Annotated in this window: 14 protein-coding genes, 1 tRNA gene and 1 pseudogene; 6 read left to right on the top strand and 10 right to left on the bottom strand. The window is 60.6% G+C overall.

Going from position 1 to position 12,349, the window contains the following annotated elements:
- Nucleotides 1-398, bottom strand: a 398-nt coding sequence (locus VMW12_05690) for an alcohol dehydrogenase catalytic domain-containing protein (protein ID HUZ49219.1), incomplete at its 3' end; no start/stop codon positions are given.
- A gap of 106 nt (nt 399-504) precedes the next feature.
- On the opposite strand from VMW12_05690, the gene VMW12_05685 reads away from it, so the two are divergent.
- Nucleotides 505-1,371 (top strand): YihY/virulence factor BrkB family protein, encoded by an 867-nt coding sequence (locus VMW12_05685; GenBank protein HUZ49218.1) that lies wholly within the window; start codon nt 505-507, stop codon nt 1,369-1,371.
- Here the strand turns inward: VMW12_05685 and ada are convergent.
- Entirely contained in the window at nt 1,312-2,397 is a 1,086-nt protein-coding gene (gene ada / locus VMW12_05680; GenBank protein ID HUZ49217.1) for a bifunctional DNA-binding transcriptional regulator/O6-methylguanine-DNA methyltransferase Ada, read from the bottom strand. The genes VMW12_05685 and ada overlap by 60 nt on opposite strands.
- A 97-nt stretch (nt 2,398-2,494) precedes the next feature.
- Between ada and VMW12_05675 the strand changes: the two genes are divergently transcribed.
- On the top strand, nt 2,495-3,151 hold the full coding sequence (locus VMW12_05675; GenBank protein HUZ49216.1) for a cytochrome b/b6 domain-containing protein: 657 nt from the start codon (nt 2,495-2,497) through the stop codon (nt 3,149-3,151).
- A gap of 39 nt (nt 3,152-3,190) precedes the next feature.
- On the opposite strand, the pseudogene VMW12_05670 reads toward VMW12_05675, so the two are convergent.
- The 3 genes and pseudogenes from VMW12_05670 to VMW12_05660 all read right to left on the bottom strand — a co-directional run bounded on the left by VMW12_05670 (nt 3,191) and on the right by VMW12_05660 (nt 4,814).
- Nucleotides 3,191-3,362: pseudogene (locus VMW12_05670) on the bottom strand (integrase core domain-containing protein).
- 278 nt (nt 3,363-3,640) lie between these two features.
- Nucleotides 3,641-4,402, bottom strand: a complete 762-nt coding sequence (locus VMW12_05665; protein ID HUZ49215.1) for a hypothetical protein — start codon at nt 4,400-4,402, stop codon at nt 3,641-3,643.
- Nucleotides 4,403-4,730: 328 nt separating this feature from the next.
- A tRNA-Leu gene (locus VMW12_05660) sits at nt 4,731-4,814 on the bottom strand.
- Between the two features lie 87 nt (nt 4,815-4,901).
- Between VMW12_05660 and VMW12_05655 the strand changes: the two genes are divergently transcribed.
- The gene (locus tag VMW12_05655) at nt 4,902-5,855 is read left to right on the top strand and encodes a trypsin-like peptidase domain-containing protein (GenBank protein HUZ49214.1); all 954 of its coding nucleotides are present in this window, start codon (nt 4,902-4,904) and stop codon (nt 5,853-5,855) included.
- Nucleotides 5,852-7,066, top strand: coding sequence for an MFS transporter (locus tag VMW12_05650; GenBank protein ID HUZ49213.1), 1,215 nt, complete (start codon nt 5,852-5,854; stop codon nt 7,064-7,066). The genes VMW12_05655 and VMW12_05650 overlap by 4 nt, the downstream gene beginning before the upstream one ends.
- A gap of 26 nt (nt 7,067-7,092) precedes the next feature.
- Here VMW12_05650 and VMW12_05645 read toward each other — a convergent pair whose 3' ends face one another.
- From VMW12_05645 to VMW12_05625, 5 genes are all read right to left on the bottom strand, one after another.
- Nucleotides 7,093-7,938, bottom strand: a complete 846-nt coding sequence (locus VMW12_05645) for a Ku protein (protein HUZ49212.1) — start codon at nt 7,936-7,938, stop codon at nt 7,093-7,095.
- Nucleotides 7,939-8,027: 89 nt separating this feature from the next.
- Entirely contained in the window at nt 8,028-8,993 is a 966-nt protein-coding gene (gene ligD, locus VMW12_05640; GenBank protein HUZ49211.1) for a non-homologous end-joining DNA ligase, read from the bottom strand.
- Nucleotides 8,990-10,591 (bottom strand): non-homologous end-joining DNA ligase, encoded by a 1,602-nt coding sequence (gene ligD, locus VMW12_05635; GenBank protein HUZ49210.1) that lies wholly within the window; start codon nt 10,589-10,591, stop codon nt 8,990-8,992. The genes ligD (VMW12_05640) and ligD (VMW12_05635) overlap by 4 nt, the downstream gene beginning before the upstream one ends.
- Before the next feature lie 16 nt (nt 10,592-10,607).
- A complete protein-coding gene (locus VMW12_05630) occupies nt 10,608-10,766 on the bottom strand; it encodes a lmo0937 family membrane protein (protein ID HUZ49209.1) in 159 nt (52 codons plus the stop codon).
- Nucleotides 10,766-11,008 carry a hypothetical protein gene (locus VMW12_05625; GenBank protein ID HUZ49208.1) on the bottom strand — a complete coding sequence of 81 codons (243 nt, stop codon included), beginning with the start codon at nt 11,006-11,008 and terminating at the stop codon, nt 10,766-10,768. Before VMW12_05625 ends, VMW12_05630 begins: the two co-directional genes overlap by 1 nt.
- Before the next feature lie 91 nt (nt 11,009-11,099).
- Between VMW12_05625 and VMW12_05620 the strand changes: the two genes are divergently transcribed.
- Both VMW12_05620 and VMW12_05615 read left to right on the top strand, forming a co-directional pair.
- Nucleotides 11,100-11,384 carry a hypothetical protein gene (locus tag VMW12_05620; GenBank protein ID HUZ49207.1) on the top strand — a complete coding sequence of 95 codons (285 nt, stop codon included), beginning with the start codon at nt 11,100-11,102 and terminating at the stop codon, nt 11,382-11,384.
- A partial coding sequence (locus VMW12_05615; protein HUZ49206.1) for a DUF255 domain-containing protein occupies nt 11,374-12,349 on the top strand: 976 nt, incomplete at its 3' end. The genes VMW12_05620 and VMW12_05615, both read left to right, overlap by 11 nt.

The following is a 12,349-nucleotide window of genomic DNA, read 5'->3' as shown; positions in this document are numbered from 1 at the left end:
TCGGCTTGCAAGCCGGCGAATCCGCCGCTGCCTTTCGGGCCGCCGAAGAACGCCGTCGCCTTGGGATTTTGCTTGTTAGCCACATCGCATTTTGAATAGTAAGACGCGCGACAGTACACGCAGTTACCGCAAGCAATCGTCGATGGGATCACGACGCGGTCGCCTTTGCGCAGGTTGCGCACGCCCTTGCCGACTTCTTCGACGATGCCGACCCCTTCGTGGCCGAGAATCGTCCCCGGCTCCATTTCCGCAAACGAACCGCGGACGAAGTGGAGATCGGTGCCGCAAATCGCGCTGCTGGTGAGTGCGACGATCACATCGCGATCGTCTTGGATGGTTGGGTCCGCAACATTTTGGACGCCGATGTCGCCGACTCCATTAAAAACTACAGCCTTCATTCGATTGGTGCTCCTCTGGCGTCTGTGTACCAGATCGTGTTCCCATCCGGCCGCGAAAATAACGCTTTGGCGATAGAGCCGGGAGGTTTTCGGGTAACCCTCAAGCATGGGCAAGCTTCGCTATGTTACTACGCTCTTGCGCGAAACATTTGCCGCGTATCGTGAGGACGATATCTCCCGGCAGGCCGCAGCGCTGGCATATTTCACGCTGTTCGCCCTGGTGCCGCTGTTGATCGTGCTCCTCGAAGTGGCCGCGCTCGTCGTCGGCGGGAGCGGCAACGAGCAACGGTTACGCAGCAGTGTTACCGAGGCGCTATCCAACGGCGCCGGAGCGCAGAGCGCGCTGGTCGTCGACGGCGTTCTGCGCGCGACCCTCAAGCAAGCTCGCAGCGGCGGCATCGTCGCGGGAATTCTAAGCTGGCTCGTCTTCGTTCTCGCGGCTACCGGATTGTTAGGCGCGATCCAGGGAGCGCTCGATGACTTATGGCACGTGCGACACGCGAAGCAGCCTTGGTGGGAGGCACTCAAGGATCGACTCGTCGCACTAGCGCTCATTGCGGCCGCTGCGGTCGTTCTGATGCTCTCGCTTGCAATCAGTACCGGCATCGCCGCTATGGTTGGAACCGGGGCTTCCGCCTTGCCGATAATCGGCGTTCCGATCGCCCTCGCCGGCTCCGTGCTCTCGCTCGCCGCAATCGCCGCGATCTTCTCGGCGACGTTCAAATTTTTGCCGCATACGGCGATCGGCTGGCGACCGGCAGTGCTCGGCGGGTTGGTGGCCGCGGTACTCTTTACCATCGGTCAAGCGGCGCTCAGTTGGTATCTCGCCCGCGCCGGAACCGCCTCGGCCTTCGGAGCGGCCGGCTCGGTGGTCGTACTGGTGCTGTGGATGTATTACTCGGCTCAGATCTTCTTACTCGGCGCCGAGTTCACGAAAGTCTACGCGGCGAAGAGCGCTCTCGCGATCGAGTAGCGCGCGCTTGCGCTCCACACCCCATTTGTAACCGCTCAACTGGCCCGACCCGCGAATCACGCGATGGCATGGAATAACGATGGCCAGCGGATTGCTCGCGCACGCTCGCGCAACGGCTCTCGCCGCGGCCGGTTGCCCGATACCGCGCGCAACTTCCGCATACGAACGCACTTCTCCGTAAGGTATTCGCTGTAAGTACGTCCAGACGCGCTGTTGAAATGCCGTAGCGCGAATGTCCGTCGGTAGATCGACGTGCGGCTGCGCTCCGGAGAGATGCGCGCGCAACGCATCGGTCCACGCATCGAACTGCGGATCGCGCGGCTCCTGCATCGGCCGTATGTCGGCGCGTTCGAACTCGGCCCGAAGCAGCGCTTCCAGCTCGACTTCGGTTTCACCGAATTGGACGAAGCACAATCCGCGGTCGGTCGCTCCCAGCATCAACAATCCAACCGGCGTCTCCATACAGGCAAAGTATATGGTGATGCCGTGCCCCGCACGACGGTATTGGGCCGGCGTCATTCCCAGGCGCGCGGCAGCCCGTTCGTAGACGCGGCTCGTGGAGCCGTAGCCGGCATCGAATGCCGCGTCCGCGATATCGCCTGAGGTTTCGAGTGCGCTTTTCAGCGCGTTCACGCGCAGCCCATCGTGATATTGCTTTGGCGTAATGCCGACGACTGCCTTGAACGTGCGCTGAAAGTGAAAGCGGCTCATGCCTGCCTGCTGCGCGAGCGTTTCGAGATGGAGCGGATCGTCGCTGTGGGCCTCGATGAAGCGGCAGATCGCATGCATGCGCTCGGCTACAAGATCGCGCGTTTCTAACGGGCGACAGCGCTTGCATGGACGCAGCCCATCGCGTTCGGCATCGAGCGCCGACTCGTAGAACCGGACGTTCTTTCGGAGCGGCTCTCGAGAAGAACAGTGCGGCGAGCAGTAGATTCCGGTAGTCGTAACCCCAAAATAGAACTGCCCGGCCTGCGAGGCGTCCCGCCTCCGTACGGCTTCCCAGCACGCCTCGGTATCCAACATAGCTGTAGCTTACGGCATCGTGTCGCGCCGCGCCATCCATTTCTTGCGCTCATCTTCCTATCAGTAAACCTGCAGCTTTCGCGGGTACCGTGGTCGCATGGCACACGCACACACGGCGCAGCACCACTCCCTTACCACCCGCCTCACACACTGGGGCACGACGATGGCATTCATCATGCTCTTCGGAAGCGGCGCCGCGCTCTTCAATCACTCACCGAAATTTAACATATCCGGCCACACCTATGTCTTGCCGCACCTGCCCGCATGGCTGGCGATACCGTTCGAGCCGAAAATCATGCACTACGTATTTGCCGCACTCTTCGCGATCTGCGGGATCACTTACATCGTTTGGGGGATACGCAGCGGCCACTTCTCGCGGCTCGTTCTTCGCGGGGACGACGTGCGCAAGGCGCTGCCAATGCAACTGTACTATCTCGGGCTACGGAAAACGCCGCCATCGTACGACGGATACAACCCGTTACAGAAAATCGCGTACACGATGGTGCTGTTCGTCATCTCACCGCTCATCGTGATCACCGGAACCGCCATGCTCCCCATCCATGCTTTGCGCCCGCTCGGCGCGCCCTTCATCGGCGGCGTCAAACTCTGGCACTTCGGATTGGTCTGGGCGCTCTGCGCCTTCGCGATCGTCCACATCGCCATGGTCGCATCGACGGGCCTCGTCACCAATATTCGTGCTATGACCGCCCCAAAATCCTCACGAAGCAACGCCCGCGAGCTGGCGCACGGCTAGGTTCGCATGCGTTTGTCTGAGGGTCTCCAAATACGACGGGTTGAGCACTTCGCGTCGAACGCCGCCGTTGAATGATTCGATGAACGCGTTATCCGTTGGTGTGCCGGGGGCGGGAGAAATCTAGCACGACCTTGTTCCAGAACGTCCATTGATCCAGTGGCTTGGCAACGACTTCGGTGCCGTTATCGCAGCGAATCATCTTCGGAATGCCGCGCTCGCGACACGCGCTTGAGCACATTCACGACGTCGTCCGAGCAAAAGCGTGGAGCAACTTCGAGCGCGACACATTCGTGAGACAGGCCGAAATGCGGCCAAGAGACCAAGCGCCATCTTAGGCGCCTGCGAGCTGCGATAGCTCGCTGCAGAGGGCGTCTGGAGCGTCGCTGGCGACGAATATGCGCTGAATTTGCCGCGGACCCGGAAGCAGGTGATTACGCTCCACCGCCTTTCCGTCTAGCGTTATCTCGACAACGGGCACTCCACCGAACGTCAGCACCGCCGATCCATCTCCGCGCTTGCGCGGAATCTGGTAACGTTTGACGATCCCAAGACTGCGCACGGCACGAATCTGTCCCGGCTCCAGCTCGACTGATTGCAGAATTTACGCAGAATCACGCGCTCGGAAGAAATCGAATGCGGCCTGCGCGCCATCGTCCCATAGATTCCGAACAGCCACAACACCGCCCACACGTCAAGCACGTTAAGCACCAAGGCCAACCACCATAGACGGTGTGGCAATAGTATCCAGAACAAGAACGCATCGGGAACAACCGCCAGCGCAACTATCGCTCCGGCAATGACAATCTTCGATCCATGTATGTAAGACCGCGACTCTACTTTTCCGGGATCGATAAACGCTTTCACGCCCGCAACAGCATGAATGACAATCGTGACATCGGTTGCCGCAAAGCGCGCAAACCAGAATGGAAAAAATTGAAGAAGCGCTTCCTCGATTCGTTGCTCGAGTTGCACTTTTTCCCCAGACGAACGAAGTGATCGAATCAGCCCGAAGCAGAGCGCAAAAAAAGCAACATCCATTGCAAATAACGCCGCAGCTGCTGCGGGACGCGGTACCGTATGATTAGCGACAAGCAACGCTAGCGCTAAAACAACGCCTGGCACGATCAGGCGCGTAATGGGAAGCTCCCGCGTACGCGCCTTTAACGCATCGAGCACAAGACGACGTAGTAACAACGCTGCGATCGTGAGTCGGATCGCAATCCAAAGACTCGCGGAGCCCATGTACAGCATATTAGAACTTGCTCATAAAGCCTTCCGCACCGGGTCCGCTATCGAGACCCGCGTGCGGATCGAGACCTGATTTGACATAGGTTTCTTCAGAGAACGCTCCGTTGCCCAGTCCCTTCTCGCCCAGGTGGCGAACGTACGGGTGCGGCCTCGCTATGGACCTGCGACAGGCTCTGCGTGTTGGAACGCCTGTACGGAATGAAGATGGACTTTGTCGCGCGCATTCCGTTCCGGGAAAGGCGCCGCGCAAGCGCGCCGGTCAAGATCAACTCGACCAAACCCGGTTTTCTCAGTATCGAGAACCAATAAATCGGATACAGTCTTTTGCTACTGCCCAGAAAGGGACTCGAACCCCCACGGTGTTGCCACCACTAATACCTGAAACTAGCGCGTCTACCAATTCCGCCATCTGGGCGCGGCCGGAGCGTGTTCTCTCCCTGGGCCGGAGCCCCTGCCGCGGTGCGCAACCCGGTAGCGCTGTGCCGGTTTTCAGAGGCCACGTATGTCCCTGCCCCTGCAAACGATCGCCGAGCTCCGGCCAACCCGGCTCGACCCCTACTCCCAAGCCGTAACCGATGCAGCCGAACGCGTAAGCCCGGCCGTCGTCGCAATTTCGGTGCGCTCCGCGGCGGGCGGCGGAAGCGGCTCGGGATTGGTCTTCACTCCCGATGGTTTCGTGCTCACCAACAGCCACGTCGTCCACGAGGCGCAGAGCATTAGCGTGGCTTTCCTGGACGGAAGCGAGCTGCCGGCTCGCCTGATCGGCGACGACCCGCATACGGATCTCGCGGTTTTGCGCGTGGACGGGCCGGCCCCGGCGTGCGCCGTCTTGGGCGACTCCTCCGCGCTGCGCCCCGGCCAACTCGTCGTAGCGGTCGGAAATCCGTTCGGCCTGGCATATACCGTTACCGCGGGCGTCGTCAGTGCGCTCGGACGCACGCTTCGCTCGCAATCGGGCCGGTTGATGGACAACATCATCCAAACCGACGCCGCGCTCAACCCGGGCAATTCCGGCGGACCGCTGGTGAATGCGAGCGGCGAGGTGATCGGCGTAAACACCGCAGTGCTACCCGGGCAAGGCCTCTGCTTTGCGATCGCAATCAACACCGCCAAATTCGTTAGCGGCCTGCTCATTCGGCACGGGAAAGTGAAACGCGGCTACTTTGGCATCGCCGGCCAAGATATCGTGCTCTCACCCGCCGCGGCGCGACGCTTCGCCCTCGACGACCCGCGCGCGGTAATGATCGCTTCGGTGGAACCCGGGAGCCCCGCCGATACTTCACGAGTGCTCGCGGGGGACGTCTTGCTCGCACTCGAAAACGAGCGAATTCGCGGCATCGATCACCTTCACACGCTGCTCACATCGATCGATTTGAGCCGCGCGTACAAACTCGACATCCTGCGAAAGAGCGAACGGCTTGCCCCGATCATCCTGCCCGTCGAATCACCGGCATGATTCGTAAACTGCTCCCGATTCTCGGAATCACGTTCATCGACATCATCGGGTTTAGCATGTTGCTGCCGATCCTGCCGTATTTCGTGACGCACTTCGGCGCGAGCGCGCTCGTGGTCGGTATCTTGTTTTCCACGTTCTCATTTTGCCAGTTGATCGCAGGCCCGGTCTGGGGCAACGTCTCCGACCGGGTCGGGCGTAAAGCGGTGCTCATCATCAGCCAAATCGGCGCAACCATTGGTTGGGCGATGCTCGCTTTCGCCCCCAACATCATGTGGGTGTTCGTCGCGCGCATTGTCGAAGGCATTTCGGGCGGAAACATCGGGATCACGCAAGCCTACGTCGCGGATTTGGTAGAACCGAAAGAACGAGCCCGCGCGTTCGGACTCATCGGTGCGACGTTCGGCGCAGGCATGGTGTTCGGACCGCTCGGCGGCGGCATCCTGTTCGCGAAGTTCGGCTTCGCCGCGCCGTTTCTCGCCGCATCGGCGCTCCAATTGCTCACGCTCATCGTCACGATCGTCGTGCTGCCGGAATCTCGTTCAAAGCAAGAGGAAGACGAATCCCGGATCGGCCTGCACGAGATCTTCGCAACGTTCCACAACGTACGCGTCTCGCGCATCCTTTGGCAGAAGCTGGCTTTATCGCTGGCACTCTACGGGTGGTTCGGCGTTCAAGCGCTCTATTTAAAGCAACAGCTCGGTTACGACGTCACGCAAACGACGATCCTGTTCGCATTCTTCGCGCTCGCGAACGTCGCCATCAATGGGTTCCTGGTCGGACGCGTTTCGCACCGCATCGGAGATCGCGCCATGTCGAGCCTCGGACTCGCGTGCCTGGTCGTCGCATTCGCGATCACCCCGTTCGTCCACACGCTCGACAGCGTGATCGCCATGATCCTGTTTTTCTCGCTCGGAATGGGCTTTGCAAGCACCGGCATCACCGCGCTGATTTCCAACGCCGCCGACGATCGCGACCAAGGTACGGTGCTCGGCGTCAGTTCCTCGCTCGACTCCCTCTCGGGCATCGTCGCGCCGCCCACCTCGACCGAACTCCTGACGCGCTTCGGATCGCCGTTCTCCGGGCTTGAATCGTTCGTTTTGGCGGCGATAGCGCTGATCATCGGCTTCGTCACCGGCCGCAGCGACCATCGCTTCGTGCGCGCGGACGCCTCCATCGAAGTATTCGAACGCATCGAAATCGCTGAGGGATAGCGGCGGGTAGCGCGGCGGTCAGCCGGCTAGGCTGCGGTTTTCTTGCGGCGCTTCGTCGCCGGTGCCGCGTTCGTTTGTTCTTTACCGCCGCTGCGCTGCTTTTTGTTCTCTTCCAGACTCTGCGCCAGCACGTCCATCAGATTGACGACCTTCGCGCGAGTGGGAGCCTTGGGCGCTTTGCTAATTTCGCGACCGTTCGCGCGCGCGTCGATCATCGCGAGCAACTCGTCGTGGTAGCGGTTGGTGAATTTCTCCGGGTCGAACGATTCGACGCTCATCGAATCGATCAGCATCTTCGCCATCTTTAATTCCGGAGCCGGTAACGCTTCGTGGGCGGGAACGTCGATGGTGTCGGAAGCGACGATTTCGTTTGCCCAATGCATCAGTTCGAGCACCAGCGCGTCACCGCTCGGCTTGACGGCCGCGATGTATTCCTTGGTTCGCAGGACCACGCGAGCGATCGCGACCTTGTTGGCTTGCGCCAATGCTTCGCGCAGGAGCGCGTAGGCATGCCGGCCCTGTTTGCTGGGTTCCAGGTAATACGGCTTGTCGAAGTACATGGGATTGATGCGATCGAGCTCGACGAATTCGAGAATGTCGACCGATTGCGTCGCGACGGGATTCACGCTTTTGAAATCCTCGTCGGTTAGCACGACGTACTGGCCTTTTTCGTATTCGTAGCCCTTGACGATCTCGTCCCATGGAACCGGCTTACCGTCAACGCTGCAGGTGCGTTCGTATTTGATGCGCCCTTCATCCTTCGCGTGTAACATGTTGAACGAGAGATCGTTCGACTGAATCGCGGTGAAGAGTTTCACCGGGATCGTCACCAAGCCGAAATTGATTGCGCCCGACCAAATTGCATGTGCCATAGCCTTCGTATTCTACCCAAGGTTGCGTCGGAGCGCACGCCCTCCGATATTTCGTGGGAGCCACCGGCGCCCACCACTAGATATAGTTGCTAAGCGGGGGCTGCGAACGAGCGGCGCGCCCGGGCGATCGCCGCCTCGAGCCTCTGAGGGCGCCAGAGCTTTCCCCCCCAGAGGTCTCCGTCTTTTTCGAGGCGCTTGAAAATCGTGCGCATCCGATAGGCAACGAACGCAGCCTCGGGGAGCGCGTCGGTACGCTTGCGTGTAAGGGCCTCCACTTCGCTCCAGTCGAGCGGCGTCGATACCGGGGCGCCGTCGCGGGCGCGCAAGGAGTATGGAGCAACGTAGGTTTTGCCGCGGCCGACTTGGACGTAATCGAGATAGACGGCTCGATCGTCGCGCTTCTTGATCGTGCGCTCCAACGTCACCTCGGGCCCGCATACCGCGCTCAACTGATGGGCGATCGCTTCCGCGAAAACCTTGATCGCGGCATAGCCGTAGCCCGCCTGCAACGGCACGACGACGTGCAGGCCCATACCGCCGGACGTTTTTACCAGCGACTGCAAGCCGATATCCTGGAGCGTCGCGCGCAACGCTACGGCGACGCGCGCCAGCGTTTTGACGGTGCAACGCTCGCCGGGATCGAGATCGAAAAAAGCAAAGTCGGGATCGTCGATGCTCCCGATGCGCGACGTCCATACGTGGAGAATCAGCGCTGCCAAGTTAGCCACGAAAACGAGCGTCGGCTCGTCGTTGCAAACGATGTACGTAATGCTCTTGCCGCTCTCCGAAGACGATGCGTCGAATCGTTCCACCCAATCGGGCGTGCCTTTGGGCGCCTGTTTTTCAAAAAACGATTCCTCGTCGATCCCATTGGGATAGCGCTGCAACGTCAACGGACGGCCGCGCAGATGCGGTACGATCTGGGGCGCGACGCGCAGGTAGTAATCGATCACGTCGCCTTTGGTGAACCCATCTCTTGGATAGAGGACCTTCGTCAAATTAGAAAGCGAGAGCGTGCGCGAGCCGACCCGAACGGAAACTCGCGGCTCGCTCATGCCGTTTTCGCCTTCGCCACTTCTTTGCGCACGTCGCGGGCGTCTTTATCCAGACGCAGCCCGAGAAACGCGGGTTGCCGCAAGTGCCCTTCGTGAGTCCACTCGGAGAATCGCACTTGCGCCACCAGTTCGGGCTTGACGAAGTGCGCGGGCGTATTCGCCCGCACTTCGTCCGCAAACGGGGATGTTTTGCGTTCGATTTGTTGAAGCTGTTTGCTCAAGTCCGCGAGCGAACGGGCGGTAAATCCGGTACCCACGTGCCCGACGTATTCGAGATCTTTGCCGTCGTACACGCCCAGCAAGAGGGCGCCGAAACCGTGGCGTCCGGCCCGCGGCTCGGTCCAGCCGCCGATCACGAATTCTTGCTCTTCGAGCGCTTTGATTTTGTACCAGTCGCGCGTGCGGCCCTCGCGGTACGTAGACGAACGCTTCTTGGCAATGATGCCCTCGAGATGATTGTGTGCGGCGCGTTCGTAGAGCGCGATACCGGTGCCGACCACATGTTTGGAGTAGAGCACAACGCTATCTTCGCGGATCAGACCCTCGAGTACGTGCTTGCGCTCTTCGAGCGGCAATTTGCGCAGGTCGCGGCCGTTCGCATACAACACATCGAATGCCGCGAAGGTGAGTTGCGCGGGCTTGATACCGTGCTGCTGCAAGCGGCTGAAATCGGAGCGGCCTCGGGCGTCCAGGCTCACGATTTCACCATCGACAACGATCGGCGTACGGGTAAACGCCTGGCTTAGCGCGCGAAGATCGGGGAAGGTTTTAAGCAGGTCGCCGCCCTTGCGCGAAGTTAACGAGAGCTTGCCGTGCGCATCGATCGTGCAGATGGCGCGGTACCCGTCCCACTTGATCTCGAACAGCCAGTCGTCGCTATCGAACGGCGCATCGATCAGGGTTGCGAGCATGGGCGATTCCACGTCCGGCAAGGGGTCGGCATGCGACGGTGGATCCGCGTCCTTTCGCGATTGCCACGTCTTGGCTTTTGGGTCGGCCGCGATATCCGCCAGCGTCTTGCCGCTCTTGACCGATTCCGGGTGCGCGGCGGGATCGTAGTCAGGATCGGCCGCGTCGTCGTCATCTTTGATGAGCAGCCACGGTTCGCCGTTCTCGCCTTCGCGCGGTTTAATGCGAACGAACGTGAACAGACCGTGCAGTTTCTTACCGGAGAAACGCACTTTGATTTTGCCGTCGGCGATTTCGCGCACCGGGTCGGAGCCTTCGGCTAGCGTATACGTTCCACGGTCCCAAACGATGACGCTACCCGCGCCATATTGTCCGGCGGGGATCGTGCCTTCGAAATCGCGATACGCGAGGGGATGATCTTCCACGTGCATGGCTAGCCGACGCTCGCCCGGCGCCAGCGTCGGCCCTTTCGGCACCGCCCAAGAGGCCAAAACGCCGCCGGCTTCGAGGCGCACGTCGTAATGTAAGTGCGACGCGTGATGCATCTGTACCACGAACCGCAACCGTTTTGACGCTATAGCACGTGCCGCCCCGGGTTCGGGCGTCTTCGCAAAATCGCGCTTCGCAATATAGGCAGCGAGCGGCTCGCTAAGCGAGCTCGCTCGTGCCCCTCGCGCGTCTTTGCGCATCGTAGCTATTGACGTCCTATATGCGCGCGCCGCGCCCGGTAATCAGATTGATGACCAATAATACCAATGCGATCACCAAAACGATGTGGATGAAACCGCCCAGTAAGTGGAACGAGAGCCCCACCAGCCAGAAAATGAACAGTATGACGATGATCGCCCAGAGTAGCCCGCCCATTATTGGCCCCCGCCGTTTCCGCTCGTTGTCGTGGTGCTTTTCTGCGTCTGGCTCTGCGGCTGCGCCTGTCCGCCGGCCGGCTGCGTGGTGGTCGTGGTCGAATTGGTCGTGCTCGTCATCGTCCACGGATGCCAGACGAAGAGTGCGATAAGGATGGCCGCCACAACGACGACCGTAATTCCGAGCGCCGCAGCACTCGATCCACTATTTTCCTTGATGATGACCGGATCGGTATTATTCATTTCATGCTCCTGCAGAGATTCGGAATCTAACCCCGGTTTCTTTCCCGAATCAAGGCAAGCGTAAACCCGTATCGCGAAGAGGGGGGGTGTGATGATCTGGAGTCTTTTGGGCGTCGGCCTCTGCGTGGCGTTGGCTGCGGCGGCATGGTTCCGCAGCCGCAGCGGCGGGGGGTATTACGACGCGAGCGTGTACGGCATGACGGCGGCGACCCATCGGCGCTACGCGATCGTAGCCCTGGGCCTAGCCGCCCTGTTCGCCGGCATCGCCGCGACCGGCGCTACCGCAATTCTCATCCCCACTTTTGCGGCTTTTGCCCTCCTGGCGGTGTTTTATGGAACGTCCTTCCTACGGGGTTTTACCGACGATGACGACTGATTTCCATTTCTCGCCCCGCGCCAATCGCGCTAGCGAAATCGCGTGGATGCCCTGGGGCGAAGAGGCTTTCGCCCGCGCGCAACGCGAGCAGAAAGCGGTCTTGCTTTCCATCTCCGCCGTGTGGTGCCACTGGTGCCATGTTATGGACGAAACGTCGTACTCCGATCCGGAGATCATCGCAGCGATCAATCGTGATTTCGTTCCGGTTCGCATCGACAACGACGAGCGCCCCGATATCAACGCTCGTTACAACATGGGCGGTTGGCCGACGACGGTATTTCTCGCAGCCGACGGCACGACGATTACCGGTGCCACCTATCTCGCGCCACCGCAAATGCATCGCGCGCTCGCGGAAATCGCCCGGTTCTACCGCGAGCAACGCGAAGATATTGCCGCCCGCGCGGCCGAGCTGCGTTCGCGCAGCGGCAGCTACGAAGCCAGCGCCGTCGCAGATCTCAACCAAAGCATGGTCGCGCACGTAGTGGACGACATCGCCGCAGGCTACGACGCCGAGTACGGCGGCTTCGGCGAAGCGCCGAAATTTCCGCAACCGGAAATGCTCGAACTCTTGCTCGCGCAATGGCGCTATACCGGCGAACATCGACTCTACGAGATGGTCGCGCGAACGCTGCGGGAGATGTCGCGCGGCGGCATGTACGACCACGTCGAAGGCGGATTCTTCCGCTATTCCACGACGCGTGACTGGTCGGTTCCGCATTTCGAAAAGATGGCCGAAGACCACGGCGGCCTCTTACGCGTGCTCGCGCAGCTCATGCTCTGGGCGCCGACCGACGACATCCGTATCACCCTGAAATCCGCGCTGGGATACGTCCGAACCGTGCTGCTGGATCCGTCGACGCATCTCTTCGCCGGCAGCCAAGACGCGGACGAAGAGTATTTCTCGCTGCCGATCGACGAACGCCGGAAACGTACCGCACCGTTCGTAGACCGGCGAGCGTACACCA

Source organism: Candidatus Dormiibacterota bacterium (assembly GCA_035532835.1).
Classification (GTDB): Bacteria; Vulcanimicrobiota; Vulcanimicrobiia; order Vulcanimicrobiales; family Vulcanimicrobiaceae; genus DAHUXY01.
The sequence above is the reverse complement of the archived record's forward strand: the minus strand, read 5'-3'. Positions and strand labels throughout refer to the sequence as shown.

Bases quoted from the DNA above. Each gene is read 5' to 3' on its own strand.
- ligD (HUZ49211.1), bottom strand. From the start codon at position 8,993: ATGAGCGAGCCGCGAGTTTCCGTTCGGGTCGGCTCGCGCACGCTCTCG.
- ada (HUZ49217.1), bottom strand. From the start codon at position 2,397: ATGTTGGATACCGAGGCGTGCTGGGAAGCCGTACGGAGGCGGGACGCC.
- VMW12_05625 (HUZ49208.1), bottom strand. From the start codon at position 11,008: ATGAATAATACCGATCCGGTCATCATCAAGGAAAATAGTGGATCGAGT.
- ligD (HUZ49210.1), bottom strand. From the start codon at position 10,591: ATGCGCAAAGACGCGCGAGGGGCACGAGCGAGCTCGCTTAGCGAGCCG.
- VMW12_05685 (HUZ49218.1), top strand. From the start codon at position 505: ATGGGCAAGCTTCGCTATGTTACTACGCTCTTGCGCGAAACATTTGCC.
- VMW12_05655 (HUZ49214.1), top strand. From the start codon at position 4,902: ATGTCCCTGCCCCTGCAAACGATCGCCGAGCTCCGGCCAACCCGGCTC.
- VMW12_05675 (HUZ49216.1), top strand. From the start codon at position 2,495: ATGGCACACGCACACACGGCGCAGCACCACTCCCTTACCACCCGCCTC.
- VMW12_05630 (HUZ49209.1), bottom strand. From the start codon at position 10,766: ATGGGCGGGCTACTCTGGGCGATCATCGTCATACTGTTCATTTTCTGG.
- VMW12_05645 (HUZ49212.1), bottom strand. From the start codon at position 7,938: ATGGCACATGCAATTTGGTCGGGCGCAATCAATTTCGGCTTGGTGACG.
- VMW12_05620 (HUZ49207.1), top strand. From the start codon at position 11,100: ATGATCTGGAGTCTTTTGGGCGTCGGCCTCTGCGTGGCGTTGGCTGCG.
- VMW12_05650 (HUZ49213.1), top strand. From the start codon at position 5,852: ATGATTCGTAAACTGCTCCCGATTCTCGGAATCACGTTCATCGACATC.
- VMW12_05665 (HUZ49215.1), bottom strand. From the start codon at position 4,402: ATGCTGTACATGGGCTCCGCGAGTCTTTGGATTGCGATCCGACTCACG.